Origin of the sequence: Brevibacillus halotolerans, assembly GCF_026891775.1 — a bacterium.
Taxonomy (GTDB): Bacteria; Bacillota; Bacilli; order Brevibacillales; family Brevibacillaceae; genus Brevibacillus_B; species Brevibacillus_B halotolerans.
The window spans coordinates 145643-168036 of the sequence record NZ_JAPTNK010000009.1 but is presented as its reverse complement, the minus strand read 5'-3'; the positions used below and the strand labels follow the sequence as shown (position 1 = coordinate 168036).

The window sequence follows — 22394 nt, the reverse complement described above, 5'->3', positions numbered from 1 at the left end:
CTCAACTACCCTTTTTGGCTACTCTTTCGAATAGTGGCGCTTTACGAAGCTTCAGACAAGGGTTTCTTTCGTCACCATGGGAGCTACTTACGACCCGCACCACTTCACCATATCTCTTTTTAGAGACTTAGGTTACTTGGGTTACGTCTTCAACTGGCTTCATACATCTGCTGTATCAGTAACAGACGCATGCAGTAGATTAGCCTCGGAATTCTTACCGTTTATTCCGACAGGGAGCTTCCCCCTACAATTCAGTTCAATACTTCTCCTAGCTTAGCTAGTAAGCTAATCCTAGTGCCTCATTTCCCGCTAAGCGGTTATAGAGGAACGTGTCGCACTCATATCCAATCCAACCTCAACCAAAGACATTTGTGTAATTAGAACTTTAGTTCCTCTTTCTTCCTGTTTTTGAAGCCATTCAAAACGTTGGAGAGTTGACGTTGAAGTTGATAATATCTCAGATTCGATTCCCTCTTCCGAAAGATGTTCCTGGATATATTCATTTAGTCCGTAAGAATCTGTATATTTATTGTAGATTACAACTCCTCTATCTTCCTGTAGCTCTTTTTTTACGGTTTCAATTAACCATCTTAAACTAGCATGTTTATAGTTTAATGACGGGGCTGTAACGAAATATTCATGGCCCTTGTCATCCCTAAAAGAAATTTTTGGAGCAATATCTGGTCTATTGGCATAATTAATAGTGCCTGGAATGAAATTCCCCCATTTTTTTCTAAGTTTGCAGGTGTTATATAAATTTTGATGAAATATCCTATATTCCGCTTCATGAACAGAATCCATTTGAATAATATGAGGAATTTCCTTTAATTCTACCAGCGGTATTCCTAGATCACGTAGTTCAGTAAAGGCAGCTTTGTGCAGGATATGGTTAACCACAAGAGCAGGAGCAATACCTGGTTCCTCCTTAGGCTGTAAAGCCTTTCGATATCTCCTAGTTGTTACACCAGTGTCTCCTGCCTCTATTTCAATTACTTCCTTAAGAACACCATATCTTCTCGCCCATTGCACCATCCCAGTTTCATAATTAAATCCTTCTTCAATCAGTGATTTGGGATTAGCTCTCCATAAGATTTCTTTGATACTTGTACTTTTTCCTGAAGTTAACGTTCCTGTCAAATTTAAAGTTTGTTTAGCACAACGAACTAATTTGTCATAAGCATCGCCACGACCAGAAGATTCGGCAGCAGTCATTTGAACTTCATCTTGACAGAAAAGATCAAAGTATTTTTTAGTCTTTTTCAATATTTTCGATGGATTATATCTTGGCTTGTTTCTCGTTTCGAACCTACTTTTTAGTGCAGGTCTCCATAAAACACTATGACAATGAGGACATTTTCTTAATTTACTTTGATGATTCCATTTTGAAACAAATCCCATTGGAATCCCATTTGGCAGTAATAGGCCATCTTCGATCATAGATTTCCCGCTTAACATTTTTGCTGTTGTACTGCCAATTTTTTTAGCTTTATTGATATCCTGTGGAGTAGGATATCTCCCTTTAGAAACGATGTCCCAATAGAACGCTATTTTCCTCTCTTCTTTATCTGTAGTAGGAATCGATAAAACTTGGAAGCAGTCTGGACAATGCCAAGCATGATCAAAGTCATTTTCCATATGTTCTTTACTAGAAATTTTTTTGAAAATACCAGCAAAGTAAGGCTCATGACCTAGTTTAGCACGATCTATTGAGATCATATATACTTCTATGTCATCCTTATGAGGTCTATGTCCGGCTCTAATTTTATTTACTAACCGAATAACATCTTCTGTTGAATGTAATATTTCTACCTTAGCGAAATCGGGGATAGTTTTTTCGAACTCTTTACTTTTCCATTTTTGAAGGGTTATAGATGGGGCAGAAAGGATACAACTTGTTCCTTTAGTTCTCCCTCTTTCTTGTTTTATGAGGTGGTATAACAAAAGAACAGAAATTAAACTGATGGACTTTCCTGTACCCATGTCTCCAATATCGTATAATTCACTTTTGAAATCTCTTGATAACATGGCATTTACTAAGCCCTGGGCCTTATATGCTTGAGCAGGAAAGGGAGTCCGCTTCATTAAACGAAATCCCCAATGTAGAGTATCTGTAGATGGATCAAAATAAGGCTTAATAGTAGAGAGTTTTTTCGCGAATGGCACAGCGTTATTTTTAATAAACTCACGAAGTGTCCATTTAGGATCAAAAACCCCGTTTATTTTTTCCTTTTGTGTGGGAATTTGCAATATACCTTCTTTCATTGACTTTTCAATTAATGAAAGCATAGCTTTTTCAGATATTTTTAATCTTACTGCCTTTAACTTGTGCCATATTGGAAAGTTAGGATTAGAAGTTACTACAAGGGTTTCTCGCAGGTTATTTGGTATAAGATAATAGTAATCTTTTTCCCAACAATTTGGTAGATGAAATCTCTTAACAAGATATCTTCCTACTGCAAAGGAAATATCACCATCAGGTGCCAAAATTATTGGTTCTACATTAGGTTTATCTGCTAAATCATCCGTAATGTCATTCCATACACTGTTTCTAGGAATAATTATTCCATGATAAACATCTCCTAAACCGATCGGTTTCATTTTGTACCGATAAGCTGCGTTAGGAATCGATTTAAGCTGGATACCATCTACATATGAATTTCTTTTCTCAATAATTGCTGCAAAAAGAGCTTTGACAACTGTTTCATAACCCATTACTGAAGCAGATATTAGAGTCTTTTCTTTATCAGTAATGTAGTAGTGGAGAATACCTTCAAAGTTTCTTTCCGGAGTTTGAATTTCAATTGTCCAATTCGTGTTATCCATTTGGTTCCCCTTAGCAAAATAGATAAGTAGGCGGGCAGCCCTTATCTATTTACAAAGGGCTACCCTCCTCTCATTAATTTTGCTGACAAATTATTTTAGTTCTACTATTCCGTAGTGTGGATGAAAAATTCTTGCCAACGGAATAGGTTTAGATGTTATTTCCTCTCTTACTGGCTTCCCATCGTCATTTTCTATAATTTTTTTTTCTTTTTCAATTTTGGTGTAACCATTAACCCAAAAGTCGCCCATATTCCCGTCAATGGCATTTGCTGTAAGAACCAATGCCATATGAGCAGGTTTTAAAGGGAGTATCGGTCTTTTAAGCTTGCTATCTTCCTTGAGACCTGTAGGTAAAAATAGATGTTCGATCTCATCAAAGACAGCTGATTGTTGCAGATCCTCCCAAAGCTCTGTGTTTTTCAGCCGGTCCCCTCTAAAATAATCAATTTTATTTAAAGATGGAGGTATTGAAAATGTTATATTATCTGGAATATCAATAGGTGGTAAGGCTTCTGGACCTAAAATGGCCACCTCTTGCAGATATTTCTTTATCTCCAGTCTATTTTTCATGTTTGGCTTATTAAAATAACCAAAGATAATTACTTGTTGAAATCGCGGATAGTGTTCGTCTGTGAATCGGTACACACGAATTCCATCCAGTCTACTAGAAACAATTTCTGCAAGATCAGATAATACCTTTTGTTTAACACAAAAACAAACTAGAGCCCCTCTTTGGAGGATTTGTTTTTCATTTTTATAGGTGTGGAGTCGAAATGCACTTACTTCCATTCTTTCAAGATATCCGTTATCATATGGAGGATTTCCCCACCAAAATGAATGAAAAGGAGACGTTCTCAGGCTTTCATATCCACCATGTACTGTATGATTCAGTATCTTTTTTGCTTTTTCATATCTACTTTTTTCTAGTTCATTACCAAATGAGCAGATTTTGCCTCCCTGTTTTTCCAAAGAATCTTGAATAAATCGTAAGGCTTCTCCTTCACCTGCACATGTATCCAAAATATTAAACAAGCTGCCTTCTTCTATTTTGAGTTTATTGCATACATGCTTTAAGACCTCGAGAGGGGTTTTATAAAACCCCCCAAGACTTTGAGATGCAAGTGTAGACATCTTACATATTATCCCCTTCCTAAATAAAATTTTGTTTTCTTTAACAAATAAAAAAGTCCATTTGATGTACAAAAGCTCTCCTATACGGGAGCTAATGTCCAACAAATGGACTTTCTATTTTTAGAAACAAAGTCTAATCAAACTTTCCAAAAAGAAAACAAGTATTGTCCAGTATTATATCTAACAAAGAAAACAAAATAAACAATTTTTATAACCATAAGTTTAGAATACGTATTAGAGTTTAAATTCTTAATGTCAGTGCATGCGTGTTATTGTTTTTTACAAGTAATATATAGTAGTATGGAATTTTTACTACACAAAAGCCCCTTTGTGAGCGCACTCGATTTCATTTTTGTATTTGAAGAAATCGAGTTTTTTATTTGACTTTTTTAACTGTAAATCTTAGTCGAGGCTATTTTGTTGTTTATAACTATTGTTTCTCTATAGTCGTTTCCTTCAATGATTTCTCTAGCTTGTCCGAAATATTAAAAGCCTGTTTGAAGTTACTAAGTGTTTTTTCTTCTTCAGGTTGATCAGAAAGCCAATTTAAGAAGGTATCTTCACCAACATATTCAACGAGGGTATCTTCAAAATACCATTCAGGATTATCATAGTCTGGTTCAAGATTAGAATCTACATACTCATGTGGTACCAAGGTGGGACCATTGAAGATTCGTGGCCAAAAGTATTTAGGATCGATCGTATTCGATCTGGAGAACTTCTTTCCATCATAGGTTTCAGCATCATTGACATCAATATGCAGATGGTATCCATCTGAATCTTCACCAGTATTTCCTGATATAGCGATTTTTTGGCCTCTTTCTACCTTCTCCCCGGTCTTCACTTTTTTGGATTCTAAGTGTAGGTTTCTTATAACCAATTTTTTATTATTATCCGGAGATCTGTCAGTGGTCATAATAGCTACATAATTCCCACCATCCTTAAAATATCCGGCACTGAGAACTTTTCCATCCTGTGGACTGTAGACTGGATCTTTATATGCTAAAATATCCAGCCCTCTATGCTTTGAAGAGTAACCCCTACTGTATTCCGTTACGTCCGTCACGTAATACCAATTAAAATCAGCATAAGGGTTCTCACCTTTAGAGTATACTGGTTGATTGCTCCCCACAAAAGGTGAAGATAGCAGAGTAAGTCCCAGAGTACTTGCAATAAATTTTCTTATCATCTTTCCATTTATCTCCTAGAATTATATAATTTACCACAAGGGTAAAATGATTATAAGGGTGGTTGACAATGAAAAAAATAGTATTCTTATGTTCTGTATTTTTGAGCCTTTTTGTAATCTCAGCTTGCGGTAATGTAAATCAAGTTTCGTCTCAACAAACAAGTAAGAATTATCAGAAAAAAATTGACATCTTAGAAAAAGTAGAAAATAGAGACAGTACTTTGAGTAGAATGACAGATCTACTTATTGACGAATGGCCTGTTCTTTTCAAGCAACCTACTGAAGAAGAATTATGGAAATCTTATTGTCGGTTGACTTGGCATGTCGAGAAAGATCAGCAAGAACAACTCAAGAAGGATTTAATCCATCACCCTGAGTATCTTAGTTATGTGGAACTTCTAATGAGCGGGGTACTTCCAGCAAAAGAGATTTCAATAAAAGAAGTAAATTCCAAGCGTAATTCTGAAAACCTTGGGTACCTGGTAAAAGTGAACTATAATTTATTACTTAAAGATGGAACAACAAAAGAATTACAGGTGGAATTAAACGCTGATGACAATATGGAAACCTTTAATGATCGTTTCGTGCAAATGGTAGCTGGAGCAGATGAGGTAATTCCTGAGCCTGCAAATGAACAGGAAGAATTATACCGTAGGTTCCTGTTGAAGTTACTTGATTACAACGTTTCCAAGAAGATGACTCGTGAAGAATTCATTGAGATTTTGAATTAATATTCGTCTGAGGTATTTCTTGTATTCAGGAAATACCTTTTTATTTAATCTAAGGTCACCAAGAATTCCTTAGATTCTACTGCTTTATTTTTGGTTGCCAATTGCCCATCGCTTTTCATGTTGAATTTATTAATATCTTTTAATGAATACTGAAGAACATTGTTTGATAAAGTTCGGTTGTATACACTAGAAGTTCTACCCTCTTCTGTTTGAAGTGTTTGACAACTTCTACATTCAAGAAGCGTGGGATATGAATTACCCCAAATTAGACTCATAACGCCGTACCTCCTTAGTAAAATTCGCCCTTTTTTGGATGGCCACAATGTACTCATCTAGTTCCTGACTTATACGTAAGACTGCTGGACTTGAAAATGAACCTTCTTGGAAAAATACCTCCACCAACTTATTACGTAGGACTTCAGTAGTCTGTAAATCGTTATCATTTTGTTGTAAAGTGGTGGTAACGTGATGTAATGAATTGCAAGCGGGTGTTCCTTTACTATGGGGGTTAGAAATGTCCTGCTTTATTTCATAATTATATTTGATAGCAGCCTCCCTCCTTTTGAACCAAAATTTAGATACAACTGGATAAGATAAAAAATGTAATGGAAAAGGATAAGCCAATTGAAGTAAAAGAGTCATTTTGGAATGATTTTTCAGAAGGTTGGAGAATTATTGGTCATAACCGACGCATTCGAACATTGACTATCATTGATACATTGGACACGATTGGAGGGACAGCCTGGATTGGCGTGTTCGTCTTGGCTTTCGTCAAGCAAGTCCTGAATCAAAATGAAAGTTGGTTGGGCCTTATGAATGGCTCCTTCTTCGCTGGGTCAATTGTGGGAGGGATTCTTGTAGTGGCTCTGGTAAAACGTCTACAAAAGCGTAGTTTCCTCTTCATGTTATTTGGGCTTACCGTATATATCATACTAGCGGTGTTTTTTGCAATTAATACACATCCTCTACTTGCCCTCGTTCTTATGACGTTAACTGGTCCGCCTATAGAGATAGCTGCTGTTATAAGAGGGACTCTATTTCAACAAAGCATAAATGCTATTCAATTGCCTAAAGTATTAGCTGCGCAGGAGGTTTTGATAAATCTAACATTTGGTGTTTCTTTATTAATTTTGGGGTGGTTTGCGGAACAATTTGGTATGACGAACTTGTATCTTTTTGCTGCATTCTTAACGTCAGTCGCTGTTGTTGTTGTTTTTTTTAATCGCTCTATTTTTAATGATAGAGAAATGAAAAAATCAGAAGAAATAAGTACCACTATTTAGGTCTAATTTTCTAATGGAGGATAGTAAGACATAAGGTTTCGCAACCTCTGAGAAGGATAAAACGACTATTATAGTTGATGCATTAAAGAAAGAGTACAACGCTGTTCTTGAAAGTGAAAAACAATACACTTGAATAAAAAAAACGTGTGACCAGTATGTGCCACACGTTTTTTTGTTATACTATGCTATTCTATTCTACATATCTAACTACTACATAAATTCATAAAGCGAGTCGTTTATAAATACAAACAAGCTATTTCCAGTACAGAATAATCACCTACCGACAGGAAGAGAAATTGTGATATATTAAAAATAAGAACCTTTTGGTAAAGGAAGAGTTGGATGTTCAAATTATCTTTATTTGCGTTATCTAAAACAGCGGAATCTATTCCTCCATCCATCGTTGATCACTTATTTACTTACATTTATAAGGAAACTGATGGCATTTCTAAAGAAGACTGGCTAATGGAACATGTCAAAAATATACTAATTCAAACTTTTGGATACGATACTCCACACTTAGAGGATCATTCCGTAATACGAGAAAAAAATTATCGAAAAAGACAACAAAGTAAAAAATACTGGCTAAAAAAGTTCGAAAAAGAATTAGCGGAAGTCCCAAATAACCCTGTATCCATTGAAATTTCGTCGTGGAAATTGGCTCTCGAACAAATGAAAGCATCTTCTCCTGATTTAGACATTATCAAGGAATCTGAACGATTAATTGGAGTTAAAAACCTACAAGATTTGCCTAAACTTAGATTGGAACAAATCAAAAAATGGGCAACAACAAGCTCCACTTTTCTCTCTGATTATCGTTATCTATCTTCAAAGAAAAAAAATCAAATCGAAAAGGCACTTGATACTGACTTGAACTTCATCATTGCTGAAATCATTGACCAATATGATTTGACCAATGCTGTAGATATACAACCGCATGGTCTAATTGAAAATGTTGTATTCGCCGAGAAGTCTACAAGTTTAAAAATTAAGAAGGAAATCAATGCTATAACACAAAAAGAAACCTATTTTGATGACTATGAAATTAGCGATAATGAATTTCTTCGCACCATTATTAAAGTTGAAGATGGAGATTTTCTTTTAGCCGATAAAAGTCTCACAAAATCTTTAGATGCAACGGATCAAGAGATAATTTTTTATGTACTCTCCCAAAAAGATGAATCATTTTACACCGACAGAACGATTACAGTTGACATTTCTAAGCTGGTTGGGAAAGCTTACAAATCTCAAGGGGTTAAAAATTATGTGGAAATTGAAAAGAGATTAAGAAAGATCCGCTCATTTGGATTCCAGGCTGTCATAAAAAAACAATCTGAAAAAGCAAGACCTGGTTCAGCAGACTGGTCAATATTTGATTCTGTTGTCATCAACTCTAATCAAAATGGGAGACGTTATGCCGAAATTGTTATTGGGACCTATTTTCATCAGCAATATATCAATCAACAAACTGTAAAAATATACAGAGATAGCTTGAATTCCATTCAAGGAAATATATCTAAAATATTAGTACATGCTCTTCAAAAGGAACGGTTGGAACGTTATGTCCAAGGTAATAAATTTAAAGATGTGTTCCCTCTCAGCTTTTTCACTAGAAAAGTTCGCATGGACAAAAGAAAAACAGAAGCCAATATGAGAAAAATACAAGATGCTCTCGAAGAGTTCAAAGACTTAAATATTCTCATCGCAGATTACAAAAGAAACAGTCAATCTTCCTTTGAAATATCATTCATTCCATTAACAAATACCGAAATGCATGACTTTTTCGACCAAATTGACAAGCCCGTTCAGCTATCACTTCCATTACAAAACGAGCTAATCGAAGAATAAACCTATTCTTCTTAGCTCGTTTTCTTATTGCCTATGTCGTTCTCTTCTAATGATGGATCTTATTCAAACCTCATTCCTCATTACCAAAATAAATCATTTGAATTTATAAAAGCCCGAATTTTATTACCTAATTCTCGTACTAACTTAAATTTCTTACGCTTTTCTCGTACCAAAATTGACTTTTTTATGTAAGCAAATCCTCTTATTCGCCATTTATTACTTCGAAACATATCATTATTTATTTTTCTTACCCATTTTTCGTACCATCACTATTTTTTTACAATTTTCTCGTACTAAACTGCACTAATTATTTTTTTCTTACGTTTTTTTCGCACTGTAAAACGATTTACAGTCAATATGTATTATGGTTCTATTGTAAATTATTACGTTTTACTCGTACCAATATTTATTTTCTTACCTTTTTCTCGTACTCCATCAATTTTATTACGAAAACTTCGCACTCTCTGTCATGTTTTTATTTTATTACGAAAATCTCGTACTATTTTAAAAATATTTCAAGCTGAATGAAGCCAGAAAACAGTTCTATACATGGATTTTCTTACCTTTTTCTCGTACTCTTTTGATTTTATTACGCAAATCTCGTACTGAACTTTTTTTATTACCTAATCTTCGTACCAAAAACGACAAAAAAATATTCATATCTATCAAATTCTATATTAGCCCATAAAGATCAAACTTCAGCTGTTTTCTTACGTTTTTTTCGTACTAAATGAATACCCCTTGAGTTCTTATAAAACCCACTCTCATTCATTTTCTTACGTTTTTTTCGTACCTTTTCGGATTGTTTTCATTTAAATTCTTCAATGCTATAATCAATTTTGAGTTTGATAGATTCATAGAAGAAAATTATTCCTGTATACAAAAAAAAGAACCCAACCATAAGTTCTAATAAGTGGTAAGTTTGGCGACTGGCACTTATTAGACTTCGAAAAGTCGAGGTCTTGATTTTGTTTCTTAAAGATGTGTTTTCATTGTATCACATTTAAAAAAGGAACAAAAGCCAAACCTTTATTTTCCATTGCCTTTTTTTGTTGGGAACTAAGGAGAGGTCTTACAATGAAGCATCATCCTGACTTATTCGATGCTCGAACCCTACATAACGACACTCGATTGCTATTCAAGCTCAAATTATTACTTGGTAGTGTTTGTGCTTACGGCGGCGAGGTTCCTCTTTCTCATTCTGAAATTGCGAAAAGAATGGGCACTTCCAACTACAGAGTTCGCACTCTTCTACAAAAATTACTTTTCGAAGGTGTCGTACATTACGATGATTTCGGAACTCTATTTTTCAATCGATTTGTTTTTGTTCAAGAAAAAGAGAAGGCATCAGAAAGTGCTCTTTACTCCAAGAACTTTCTATTTTTTACATGCGAAGAGTTTTTAAATGAGGACAGAAATGTACAACGCTTCGTACTTCACTATGTTGGTAAAGAATTAACATACATACCCAGCAATTGGAAATGGGGACACATTAAAGATCTTTACGGTCCGGGAGGTTTACTTAACATCCGTACCCGTAAAGAAGCCTTAACGATTTTAGATAAAGCATCTAAATATTTGAAAATGAAAGTCTACCCCGAAAACTATCAAGTATTACATGTTCACCAAAAGTGGATAGATATGGGAGAAGTTTATTCAGAAGGTGCAGAGCTGTGGGTGCTAAAACAGCTAAAAAAGCATCGTTTTTGCTGTGACTTCATATCTCGCAAAGCTATCTGGCAACTGGCAAAGGTGATGGAAGATTACTATGCTAAATTTGGGTATGAATATGCAACTGAGATCTTCGATAATGCCCTTTATAATATTCAAAATAACAAAATGAGATCTCATGCTTTCTTCCATTTGATTTATAAAGATGAAGATGAGTATGTTGTAAATGAAGAAAAAAACGAACTGAATGAAATCAGTGCGTATTTTCGTGCTTGCATGGAATCTGCTGAACTTAGTTATTCTGTGCAATTATCTATGGATCTCGATGCTATTGACAACAAGAAACGCTATGCAGAATTGAATCTATTTGAAGATGATGTACTTTCTGAATGCAATCAGAAGGTTATTGAGGATGCAAATCAACAGCATGATGTCATTTGGAAGAAACTCCTCCACATGCAACGTTGCTGGTTACACCGTTTCACTCAAGATCCTAATTGGTTTATTAAACATCGTTATCAAATCGAAACCTTACCAGCACCTTTCTATGAAATCCAAAAGGAAATCAAGCGTTATATTCAGCAACAAGCATTGCAAGAATATAAACAAGATCATTTTGTAGTGTAACGCTTTAAACAAATAAAGATTTCATAGGCTTCTTTGTTGTGCTTTTAATTAGTCTTATAATCATGAAATAGCAGTGGCTTTCTATATCTGAGCGACTGCATTTTGACGTTCCTTTAATTTTCCCCTTTCTGCTCAATTCTTCTTTTATTAGTTAGCATTTTCTTCTATGAGAATTGCCCTTTTATCCCTCTTTTAACATCCATATATTGTATTTTTTCTTATAAAAGCTGTGGATAACGTTTTTTTTAGTATGAATAAATTATATCTTCTTATGTATAATGAGATGTCTGATAGGAATAAAGTTCTTATAGACGTGGATGAAGAATCTAAACATATTGATAAAGAGATTGCCAGTATGGATAAAATTCTTTCCCCTTTGGATTTCGAATCTCCTCTTCTTTTTCCAATTTGCTTACATTTCTAAATCCCTTTTCTACCAAGCGTTTTCGGTTCTAATAAACCCTCATATAAAGGTGTTAACTAATGGTATTAACCTTATGGTTTTATCTAATGGTATTAACGAATTGTTTTTATAAATTTTATTAAGGAATGATTTTAAAGAGGTATATTCAAAACATACTTACTTAATTTAACAAATCATTGATAAAAATAGGAAATCATTCTAGTAAAATAGGGATAATTAAGATATATTAGTTTGGAAAATTTCATACATAACAATAACTGAATCTTCCCGATTTTATGCAGCCTCTGTTCCTAAAGGCTATATTGGACTCGCATGTGCTTACGCTCTGTATACTGGAGCAATTAGTAGTTTAAATGATCTTGTTACAGATTATCTACCCGATTTGCCAATGGAATTATTACAAGGAACAACAATTCGTCAGCTTCTTACCCATACACATGGACTGAGTACAGAAATAAGTGGAGGCTTTTTTCGCAATTTTTGAAGAAGGATCTAATTGGCAGTATAGGAATGAAAATGTATTTATGGTTACACAAATTATTCAAGCTGTAACTGGCAAAAACGGTTGCTCAACTTCTTAAAGAATTAATTTTTGAACCGTCAGACTTTACTGAGACCGGATGGTGAAAAAACATCCTCTGATCAAATCGATGTAGTAGTAGGAAAATCGAAGCCATCAATTCCCCTCTCTAATTTTGGAGATAGTTCAGATGGTAGTCAGGCAAATCTCTTTGTTTCAGCCCGTGAATTGGCTTATTGGGGCTATTTACACCTCAACAAAGGTTGGTATAATGATCGACAAATTATACCGTAGCAAATGTACTTTTGTGCCCATAAAGAAGCACCTCCTTCGAATCATGGGACTGACCCCCGTTTGTAGGACAGGGATCAAAACACCTTACAAGTTTAAGCAGCCAGTCGTCGGAATTCAACCGGTGACTGGTTGTTTAGTTTTGTTTGAATGCGAATTGAGTTATAGTAAGAGATATATTCTCGAACGGTCTGTTCAACGATTGCCGTCGTTGTACAGGTTAATCCTTCGAGGATGAACGTTTCCGACTTGAGGCAGGCGTGAAACGATTCAATCGGGGCGTTATCAGCAGGTGTTCCCTTCCGGGACATACTCATGGTAATGCCTCTTTCCTTTACAGCTAATTGGTAAGCCGACGATGTATAGACTGACCCTTGATCACTATGCAACATGCATTGCTCCAGTGGTGGAAGTTGCTGCAACGTATCTAAAACCAAGGTAGTATCTTGCTTGTCTCCAATATTGTAGGCGATGATCTCGCCATTGTATAAGTCCATGATACTGGATAAGTACAACATTTTTCCGCCGTAAGGCAGGTAAGTAATGTCTGTGACCAGCTTCTGTAGCGGATGATTCGCCTGAAAATCCCGTTTCAAAAGATGATCCGCAACCTGTATCGGTTGTCCGATTCTCTTTCGCTTTTTTACTTTGACTCGACATTGCAATCCTTCTTCTCTCATAATTCGTTGCACTCGCTTATGATTAATTTGCATCACTCGTCGCAAAAGTGCAGTGATTTTACGGTATCCATAACGAAAGCGATGTTCCTGACACAATCTTCGGATATGGGAAACCAAAGGATTCAGAACCTGTACGTCTACTTGTTTTCTCCATCGATAGTACGTAGAGCGAGGAATGCCAAGCCACTGGCATGCTAATTGCGTTGATACTTCTCCCTTTATCTCGTTTATCCATTGAACTACTACTTCTGGTGGCACCTCCTTTCCCACTCCTTGTACTTTTTTAAAACATCAAGTTGTTGTTGAACCTATTTTCTTGTTTCAATTTCTCCAACTCTGATGTAAATTCCGCCCCTTTCCCATACGTGTACTGTTTACCTACAGGCTGCTCAAAAAGATGTGTCTCGCCATTTCTGTACCATCGCATCCATGTTTTAAGTTGTGTTTTGTTTTTAATACAAAGCTGATCCATCACTTCTTTCACGGGGATACCAGCCAATCTCATCTCAACAGCCTTCATATTGATTTCCATAGGGTAACTCACTCTCGTTGCCAAAGAAAAAACACCTCCAGGTTACTTCCATATCTTACGACATGGTTGCATTTTCTTGAAGGTGTTTTGATTTGTCTCACGTTATGGGGTCAGTTCCATACAGTAAGGTGTCTTGCTTCTTACTGTATTAACTTGGAGGGATAATCCCAAAGCGAATCTTTGACAAGCTCCCTTGGTCTATCGCTTGGCTATTTTGATGGGTTTTCTAGCAGTAAGAAATTATTAATATAGCTGTCAGGCTTTGAATATATTTTGCTAATTTTATGAGTCTTAAGATCATAATAGAATAGTCCATTCGGTGGACCATCTTCGGTTATGTCATTATTTTTCAAAGTCGATTTGAGGTTTCCTTTTATGAAAAGACCTTGTTTATCAGAAGCAAAATATGCCTCTTCGATTATACTTAGTTCTGGAATAACAAGTGGCTCTTTTTTGCCCGAATCAAAGTAATAAAGATACAATTGTTTTTCTTTAAAAACTTTAGAGCCACTTTTTATCAGTGCAACTTCTGTATTTGTTGAGACAGAGAATAATCTGATTACTTCTTTTGCTTTGTATAATTCTCTTGGTTTTTTTTGTTCTCCTTGATTCATATCGTATTCGACGACACGATGAGTGGCTGCATCAATGTCAGGTGCTTGTTCTTTTGCTGCTTTTCTGGTAAGTGTTTCATCTTCCTGATTAGAATAAAGAGTGGCATACAGCTTTTTTGTATATGGATTATACATTAGATGTTTTACTGAAGTATCATCATCATTTGGAGGAACCCAAAATGATAGTTTTTTTGTTTGTAGGTTATATGAAGCTAATTGGACCGCTGATTTTGTTTTTTCGGCAGCGGCTATAATAATTTGATTTCCCACTGGGATAATATAATTGATTGCAAATAAATTGGTTGTTAATTTCTCCTTCTTTTTCGTAGCTAGATCGAGTTTTACAAGTTGGTCAGACCCTGTAGAATCACGTTCGGAATAATAGAGTGACTTAGTATATAGATCAACAGCTCCAAGAGGATATTGAGCAGTATCAGGGGTTTTGGCCATTTCTTTTATGGTTTTTGCATCTATATCGTATGTATAAAAATGGTTTCCATTTTGTTTGTTTGTCACGGTGAGGGAAAAATATTCAGATTGGTTATGTTTTTCAGCATTTGAGTCAGAAGACGGTACAGTCGCAGTGTTGGTGGTGCTTGTATTTGGAGTACAGGCATTGATCGCTATAGATACGACAAGAATGAAGGTAGTTAAGATTTTTTTCATTTTTGGCTCCCTCCTATATAACAAATAACACTACATTTATTTTGAAAAAGAGAAAAGTGTCGTAAAATAATTCGACACTTATCAATCAGTTATAAGTAACATATTTTGTTAGTTATTTAGAAGAGTAGCTGTTCTACTTTTCGTAGTAGGTTCTTCCCTGAAATAGACCAGTTTTCTTTTTTCTGTTTACGGGAGAATCAAAGTCATCTTCCATTTTATCAGGCATGATATCTAGGACTGCATTAGGAAGGCCACCAACATCTGCCTTATATACATAGTCTACAATATCGTTCTTTAAGTTCCTGACAATTATAGGGAGGTCTTATTCTTTAATACTTATGTTTGGCATTTTCATTTTAGCTCTGCCTTACCTATCTAAAAAAGCAATGATCTCCCTTGAGCCTAGACAACTCGGGAAGTCACCCTTGGAACATTAGGTGAGTTGCCCCTGAAGGGGACAGTCTCTTGTACAAAAGACTGTAAGATGGCGCAACATCTTACGGTCTTTTGAAACTCTAATGAAAATGTTCGCTTTTGGAATACCCATAGTATTATCATCTAATATTTTTCATGATAAGGATATTTCAATTATTAGACAATATACTAATTTTCTGATGTAAGCAGCCCCATAGAGGGACGGATAACAAGATGCTATTAAGTCTTAGTCATCTAATTCATCTCGGTTTTGGGCAATACGTACCGCAAGTTTACCAGACATCTCCGCCTGACCTGATGTTAGTCCAACTGTATAATCGCCAATCCCCCAAGGCTTTTCACTATATCCTGTCCAAGGCTTTTCACTATATCCTGTCCAAGGCTTTCCCGGAGCTACCTTTCCGCTCATTTTCTCCTTGCCATTATCATCGGTAACGGAGATATTAATTGTCTTAGGTCCCGAGTTGTATGCATATACTTTGACCCACCCATACCCCTTATTGACACTAAATTCCTCTGCCATGTCGGTATTAGCTAGGTTTTTTGTAAGTATTTTTTTACTTTTCATAGGTTGAATGAGCGTAGGATTAGCATAAGATTTATTAGCGACTGTTCGATTTTCTTCAACTTGGTTAGCTTCAACAAACGTAGGCATAACGCTAACACCAGAGAGTACGCAAGTTAAGGCTAAAGCCCCAATCATTTTTTTCTTCATGATTATTTGCTCGCTCCTTCTAGTTTAGAAAATATTTATAAAGCACCCTTTTTCATTATAAACTTTATTTATGGTATTTTTACTATCTTCTCTGTTTAGCTTACCATGGATAGCTGAAAACGCCTGTTTAATTATTACCCCTACTGGGTTTCGTATATTTTCCCGTACAGCATACCCATGAAGCAATTCTGTAAATCGCAATCATTTTGTGTTAAGCTAATTGTGTGTCAATGTTTTATTGTTGGGCGTTCCTTTCTAGGCGGATAGGAACGCCAATTTATCCTTCCATCATTAATCACCTCCCTCAAAGCTAATTTATAGTCTCGTTCTTGTTGAGGTGTTGCGTGCTCTCGGTGTGTTTCATAAAATGCCACGCATTTTATAGACTCTCTATTACTATTTAAAATAGTAGCTAGAGTAAGACATCGTAAGGTTTCTACTATGCCTTCTTGAAATCGCTCATTTTTGAACAAATACATAGCTAACTGATATCTGAATTGCAGATGATAATCTACATTAGTTGGATCATAACGGCTGTTAAAAGAGTCTATTTTGTTTGAAAACTCATAAAGTACGTCATCTACAATGAATTCGTGCTTATTGGCTGATTCTAATATCGCTACTAAACCAGAAAGCACTCCATCTGGATGTTCTTTTAGATATTCAACGTAATCGCATAGAACGCTTGTATTTCCCATAAGCATATCCAGTCTAAACGCATACTCTAATCCAAAATGTTTATACTTTTCCACCTCTACTCGCCCCGTTTCATCAAGTAGCTCAAACCATTTAAGATCGGTGCAGTAGCCGACAAATACTTTAGCTTGTTCGTACAGCCCCTGTTTTTCGAGAGAAATAGCTTTTAACAGATACCCTTGTCCATAATATGCGACTAAGTTGTTCTCTAGTTTAAATACCTTAGTTGTTTTGTTTTTATTTCTTCTTTCCTCGTATAATTGATCATAGATTGAATCAGCTTGCTCCAATAATTTATCTGCATATCTACCTACTTCTGTCCATCTATGCAGTACCTTATAGCAACCAGCTAGTTGTAAAAGAGCATCAAGTTGTTGCCCTTCCTCTAGTCTCTTCCAATATGGTTCGAATTTAGCAACAGCCTTCCATACTGCCTCAGTATTAGTTTTTTCAAATGCAAGGAAAAGACGGTAGTGACTCAAAACAAAACGTCCTTTTCTACTAGGTATTTCGTTATCAATCACCAACTGGTAAAAATAAGCAGATTCTTTCTGTCTACCTCTACGGAATAATCTCTCTGCTACAAAAAAAAAGATATCAATGGCTTTATGAGAAGCTGGCAATCTGTCAACTACTAACTTGATGTAATCTTTTCTACCTATCTCCGCACAATGAATTAAATAGTTCTTGACTCTTCTAGTAGCAACTTTTCCGTCTGGAAAGCATTCATCAATATATAGGTCATACAGCCATCCGACAGGCTGATCAAAGACTTTACCAATCGAGTCAAGTTGATCGACTGTTAAGTCCCTTTCTCCCTTCAAGAATCCACACAAGTGCCCTGAATTAATATTAGTCAATTCACTGAGTTTACTAAGCGTGTAGTTATATGATCCGAGATAGTATTTGATTTCTGTTTGAATCGGGCGTAATACACGAAGATTCGGAATAGTCATGTAAAAATGCTTATTACGGTCGGATTTAAAAATGAGCCCTCTTTGAGATATTGCTCAACTAATTGTTGCTTGAGGTCTTCTACAGCTTTCAGTAAATCCTTCATGATTAAGGTACAAAAGCTAATGTCGACCACCTCCTTATTCCCTCTTATGTATTATTTTACCATGCGTCACGTAAAATACCCGATTACGAAAAAAACGAAACGTCTGATAAATTACGACAAAATTCTACAAAATCCACACAAAAAAAGAGCACTGATAACAGTGCTCTAGACATTAGAGAAAATTAATGACCGGGGTTGTCAACATACGATTTAGCGCTACTGTAGATTACATTATTTTCAGAATTATCGAAGGCTGTTACAGTGAAAAAAGAACTACACAATACCAGTGAAGCAGTCATCAGTACAGTTAAACGTTTCTTCACTTTTACCTCCCCTTTCATCTCCATTATTTACTTTATTATACACTTCTTTCATTTTTTTCAAAAGACCCAAATTCATTTCTTTGCCATGTTCGCAGTGGTATGCGTAAATCTTTTCCGAACATTCCATAATACCCTCACGGTCATTGATTTTGCTAAAGTAATTCATGCCTCTGAGGTATGAATCAATCCCCTTCTCAAACAATCCCTGATCTGTAAGAAATCCACCCTTATATTTGAAGTATTTCCCTAATTCGGATAAGTTATAGACATTGTCATAGTCAAACGCAAAATTATTCTCTTCTGTCTCAATGACTTGTTGCACTGAGTCAACATCATTGCTACTAAGTAGTGCTTCTAATAATGCGTTAACTCTTGGTAAGCGGTTAATGCTTTCAGCCTCTACTACGCATTCTTTCAATAATGGGATAGCATCCTCGAGCTGACCAGTTTTTGAAAGCAAAACTGAGCGAAAAACCTTAGTTCGTTCGACCATAGATTGATAACCTAATCTCTCATACATATCAAGATGCTCTTCTAATTTTGAAAAGTTGTCCGTTCGAAGGTAAGAATTACATATAGCTAAGGCAACACGCTCTTTTAACTCATTCATTGTCTCGTCTTCGGTATGACCTATCTCGCCTAACTCTAGGCATTTGTCATATTTTTTAATATTATGTGCGTGAAGCGACATCCTGTAATAAAGCATGATTTTTTCTTTTTGAGAAAGAAAATCTACATAATGAAGGCATTCTTCTCCAACTTTGAACGATTCCTCCAAACGTTTAAGGTTTTCTCTTTCAATCATGTATTTCTCATACAGCCCCTTGGCTATGTATTGAGATTCACCGTGTAATCTAGCGTACTTGATCACGGTGTTGTAAATAGTTAAGCTAACTTGACTGTTTTCAAAAGTTCCAGCAATTTCTACCAAGTTCTGCAACAACTCGTTGGTACTTTTCTTGGAGTTTTCAAGGAATTTCATTGCTATTTTTTCTATCAGTGAGAGATTCGAAAACTCAGCAACTTCTATCAAGAAGTCATGTAAAATTGCATTTCGATTCTCCGATTGAATATAATATTCGATGACTTCCTCATACGGCATTTCTAGCACATCTGTAATTGGTTTTACATGCTTCATTCTAGGACTTTTTATTTCACCCGTCTCTATTTTTGATATAGTGCCTTTAGTGACTCCAGTCATCCTACCTAATTCTGATAATCCAATCCCCTTTTCTTCTCTTTTCTTTCTTATCAACTCACCTATTGTTGTGTAAGTTAGGTTGTGACCCATGCTGATCTCCTTTCTAATCTTTACAAATTTCTTTGTACTATTTTATTAATCTTAACCTCAATTTAACATTAATGTATAATAATGTAAATATAAATAAAATTTCACAGATCGATTTGCTTTTCTTTATTGAAATCTAGTTAAATTCACTTCCTTTAATAATCAACGTAATATTCCATAGATATACCATTAAAGGCTAGATGAAAGGGAGACTTGTCTAATTAGGTCATGAATAGAAGTGATAACCACCCAACTATTAAGACTACCGTGAGCATCTTTTACTGTTTCCATCTCTATTCGTGTCTCTTTTCTAACTCCATCACTATAAATTAGTTCCATCGATACTCTATTAGAGATATTATCTAATAGTCTAATGTCTGTTAATGTTCCTCCTCTAGTTAATTGGTTAAAACAATCACTTTGTTTTGTACTCATTGATGCAGCATCAGGAAAATCAGTAATCCTAAGATTCGGATCAAATTGCTCATAAAATAACTCTTGTTCATCCATGATAGCCAATGTCCAGAAGTATATCGCTACATTACTGCTATCTTTGAAGAAGCGGGCAACTTGTTGACTGTATTTAGGGTCTCCGGTCTCAGTAGGTTGCTCAGAATCAGTGATTTGTACCACATGTATTTCATTTATTAAGCTTTTAACCTCTTTAAGATCCTCAAATGAATTATTATATTTTTGATATTCAAAGTAGAGATATACACCATAGCTACTTAAAACAATGACCAAAGATAGTATGGATGCGATCTTTGTGATTCTATACTTTTGTTCTCTGTTCATTAATACACACCTCTAATTTGGTCTTACTACAGTAAGCGGATCAATCCTTTTTCCACTAATAGTTGCACTGGAAGAATGATGTCCATTAATGATTACTTCCAAGTGAAGATGCGGTCCAGAAGAGGCACCTACTATACCATCTCCTATTTTACCGATGAATTGACCCTTTTTTACCTTATCTCCTGTCTTAACACCGTAACCATTGTACTGTAAATGGCCATATACCGAATATAGACCATTCCCATGATAAATATATATTGCTTGTGCAAATCCTTTAGGGTTTCTTGGTCCAGCATGTATAACTAAGCCATCTGCCATAGCATAAATTGGAGTGTGACCACTATGTCCATTTGAAATATCGATTCCTTTATGGAAGGTACCATTTCTAATGCCAAATCCACTACTAATCCTAGAAATTGAAGGAACTGGCCATATCTTATCTTTCATTAATAGTTCAGGTGGAAGATTATTAACAGGAGAAGTATCGATTTCTCCTACTAAATCATGATTATTAGTACCAGTAGTTGATATGGGAAGTCGATTCGTGTATTCAGGAGAATTACCATCTACCTGTGTATTATAAAGAATGTAGAATATTTTCTTATCGTTATTTCCCATCTTTAATTCCTGTAATTTCGCTAACAATCTTATGTAGTTTGAACTGTAAACTCTATTAATTTCGTTTAGATCTTCCTCCATTTCGAAAACTTTGGTTTCACCATCATCGGAAACTAACTTGTATTCAGTGGGGGTGATATCCCACTCCAACGTATAAATTCCTCTCCAGGTATCCACTGTTACAATTTTATTATGTTGAGTAGTGTCAACAACTCGTGGTTCTGTTTTTCTCGATATGTGACCACCTTTGCCATCGGGTACTTTTATGATTTTATATTGCCATTTTTGGGTTTCAAATTTTTCATATTGAAAAGATGGTTCTAAACCTGTAGATGCTTGTTTTGCCAACTTTACATATGGGACATCGCCAGATAAAAGAACAGATGAATCAACTTCAGGTTTTCCTATTTCTTTTTTTTCTTCCTCAATAGGGTCATTTTTTACTTGTAAGTATCCTTGTGCAATTGCTAGTACAGATTTCACATATTTATCACTATGATTGTAATTATATATTGCTCCATATGGATCACTTTTCACTTTGTTCTTCGACAAGTAATAGGATGCGGTAAAAACCGAATCCATCAGGTTCCAGGGATCAGCCCGACCATCTCCATCTCCATCAACGCCATAACCTGAACCGGTTTTAATGACACTTAAGCTAGTAAGATCAAGAAGCGGGTTCACATTGCCGACTCCATCAGTTGCATATTTCCAACCTACCCAAGTTGCCGGCATAAATTGCATATGTCCAATTGCTCCAGCTGAAGAAATCATCTTGTTACTAGTTGAAAACGTGGTTTCTTTATAATGTATAGCAGCTAAGATGTTCCAGGGTGTACCGTATTTCTCTTCAGCTGCTTTATAGATAGGGATAAATTTTGGAGGGATTTTTCCCCCAATCATTTCTGGTATTACTTCATCAACAACAGTAGAATTTTTACTTAATTGAGATATTTGAACAATGGCACCTATTAACCCTGTGGGGACTTTCCATTCAAGTTGTTCTTCTTTTGATTTATCAATAGTCAGTTGGGTTACTTGTTCAAAATCAACCTTTATGGTGTCAACATCACCTTTACCATCAAAGTTAATATCCCAAACAAGAAATGCCACAATGATGATAATAATGCCGAGACAGACGGCAGCAAACCCAAATATTCCGAGAAAACCAACGATAGAGCCAATTATTTTTACTAGAACATTAACAAGCATTTTCATAACTGCCTTAAAAAAGTTTGCAATAGCTTGCTTTGCAAACTTTTTAAGACTTGCTTTAAAAACTTGTTTATTAATTTGATTTTTAATCATTTTTTCAAGTTGTTTTTGTGCCTGTCTTCTAGCTACGTTTTGTGATATGCGTTTTATTCTTTCTTGTTGTTCATACATACCTGAGGAACTGGTTTGTCTTTTAAGTTCTTGACTCATCAATGACCT

18 protein-coding genes are annotated in these 22394 nt (G+C 35.5%); 6 read left to right on the top strand and 12 right to left on the bottom strand.

What is annotated here, in order from left to right; translation table 11 throughout:
* Nucleotides 1–309: 309 nt before the first annotated feature.
* From O0550_RS13415 to O0550_RS13405, 3 genes are all read right to left on the bottom strand, one after another.
* Nucleotides 310–2823, bottom strand: a complete 2514-nt coding sequence (locus O0550_RS13415; protein WP_258426590.1) for a DEAD/DEAH box helicase family protein — start codon at nt 2821–2823, stop codon at nt 310–312.
* A gap of 90 nt (nt 2824–2913) precedes the next feature.
* Nucleotides 2914–4026, bottom strand: a complete 1113-nt coding sequence (locus tag O0550_RS13410) for a DUF6094 domain-containing protein (protein WP_268900759.1) — start codon at nt 4024–4026, stop codon at nt 2914–2916.
* 358 nt (nt 4027–4384) lie between these two features.
* On the bottom strand, nt 4385–5143 hold the full coding sequence (locus tag O0550_RS13405; protein ID WP_258426588.1) for a M23 family metallopeptidase: 759 nt from the start codon (nt 5141–5143) through the stop codon (nt 4385–4387).
* 68 nt (nt 5144–5211) lie between these two features.
* Here O0550_RS13405 and O0550_RS13400 point away from each other — a divergent pair, with 68 nt between their 5' ends.
* Nucleotides 5212–5874 carry a hypothetical protein gene (locus tag O0550_RS13400; RefSeq protein WP_258426587.1) on the top strand — a complete coding sequence of 221 codons (663 nt, stop codon included), beginning with the start codon at nt 5212–5214 and terminating at the stop codon, nt 5872–5874.
* A 44-nt stretch (nt 5875–5918) separates the two neighbouring features.
* On the opposite strand, the gene O0550_RS13395 is transcribed toward O0550_RS13400, so the two are convergent.
* Together O0550_RS13395 and O0550_RS24530 are read right to left on the bottom strand one after the other, a co-directional pair.
* Nucleotides 5919–6149 (bottom strand): hypothetical protein, encoded by a 231-nt coding sequence (locus tag O0550_RS13395; RefSeq protein ID WP_258426586.1) that lies wholly within the window; start codon nt 6147–6149, stop codon nt 5919–5921.
* Nucleotides 6130–6516, bottom strand: coding sequence for an aspartyl-phosphate phosphatase Spo0E family protein (locus tag O0550_RS24530; RefSeq protein ID WP_258426585.1), 387 nt, complete (start codon nt 6514–6516; stop codon nt 6130–6132). The genes O0550_RS13395 and O0550_RS24530 overlap by 20 nt, the downstream gene beginning before the upstream one ends.
* Here O0550_RS24530 and O0550_RS13385 point away from each other — a divergent pair.
* From O0550_RS13385 to O0550_RS13370, 5 genes are all read left to right on the top strand, one after another.
* Entirely contained in the window at nt 6480–7157 is a 678-nt protein-coding gene (locus tag O0550_RS13385; RefSeq protein WP_258426584.1) for an MFS transporter, read from the top strand. The two genes, O0550_RS24530 and O0550_RS13385, sit on opposite strands and share 37 nt — an antisense overlap.
* Nucleotides 7158–7499: 342 nt before the next feature.
* Complete coding sequence (locus O0550_RS13380) at nt 7500–9005, top strand: hypothetical protein (RefSeq protein WP_003345611.1); 1506 nt, start codon at nt 7500–7502, stop codon at nt 9003–9005.
* 1077 nt (nt 9006–10082) lie between these two features.
* On the top strand, nt 10083–11303 hold the full coding sequence (locus O0550_RS13375; RefSeq protein ID WP_258426583.1) for a hypothetical protein: 1221 nt from the start codon (nt 10083–10085) through the stop codon (nt 11301–11303).
* A gap of 647 nt (nt 11304–11950) precedes the next feature.
* A complete protein-coding gene (locus O0550_RS24705; RefSeq protein ID WP_396125769.1) occupies nt 11951–12211 on the top strand; it encodes a serine hydrolase domain-containing protein in 261 nt (86 codons plus the stop codon).
* Between the two features lie 108 nt (nt 12212–12319).
* Complete coding sequence (locus tag O0550_RS13370; RefSeq protein WP_258426582.1) at nt 12320–12541, top strand: hypothetical protein; 222 nt, start codon at nt 12320–12322, stop codon at nt 12539–12541.
* A gap of 92 nt (nt 12542–12633) precedes the next feature.
* Here the strand turns inward: O0550_RS13370 and O0550_RS13365 are convergent.
* The 7 genes from O0550_RS13365 to O0550_RS24405 form a co-directional block, all read right to left on the bottom strand.
* Nucleotides 12634–13774 (bottom strand): IS3 family transposase gene (locus O0550_RS13365; protein ID WP_258426581.1). Its coding sequence is split into 2 segments (ribosomal slippage): nt 12634–13506 and nt 13508–13774, totalling 1140 coding nucleotides; the frame shifts between segments, so codons are not numbered across the junction.
* Between the two features lie 185 nt (nt 13775–13959).
* A complete protein-coding gene (locus O0550_RS13360; protein ID WP_003345618.1) occupies nt 13960–15030 on the bottom strand; it encodes a hypothetical protein in 1071 nt (356 codons plus the stop codon).
* A gap of 661 nt (nt 15031–15691) precedes the next feature.
* The gene (locus tag O0550_RS13355) at nt 15692–16180 is read right to left on the bottom strand and encodes a hypothetical protein (protein ID WP_258426580.1); all 489 of its coding nucleotides are present in this window, start codon (nt 16178–16180) and stop codon (nt 15692–15694) included.
* Nucleotides 16181–16407: 227 nt separating this feature from the next.
* Complete coding sequence (locus O0550_RS13350) at nt 16408–17832, bottom strand: DNA-binding protein (protein WP_258426579.1); 1425 nt, start codon at nt 17830–17832, stop codon at nt 16408–16410.
* Nucleotides 17833–18209: 377 nt separating this feature from the next.
* Nucleotides 18210–19550, bottom strand: a complete 1341-nt coding sequence (locus tag O0550_RS13345) for a helix-turn-helix domain-containing protein (RefSeq protein ID WP_258426578.1) — start codon at nt 19548–19550, stop codon at nt 18210–18212.
* 186 nt (nt 19551–19736) lie between these two features.
* Nucleotides 19737–20342, bottom strand: coding sequence for a hypothetical protein (locus tag O0550_RS13340; protein WP_003345623.1), 606 nt, complete (start codon nt 20340–20342; stop codon nt 19737–19739).
* 12 nt (nt 20343–20354) lie between these two features.
* Nucleotides 20355–22385 carry a peptidoglycan DD-metalloendopeptidase family protein gene (locus O0550_RS24405; RefSeq protein WP_276565004.1) on the bottom strand — a complete coding sequence of 677 codons (2031 nt, stop codon included), beginning with the start codon at nt 22383–22385 and terminating at the stop codon, nt 20355–20357.
* Nucleotides 22386–22394 lie beyond the last annotated feature (9 nt).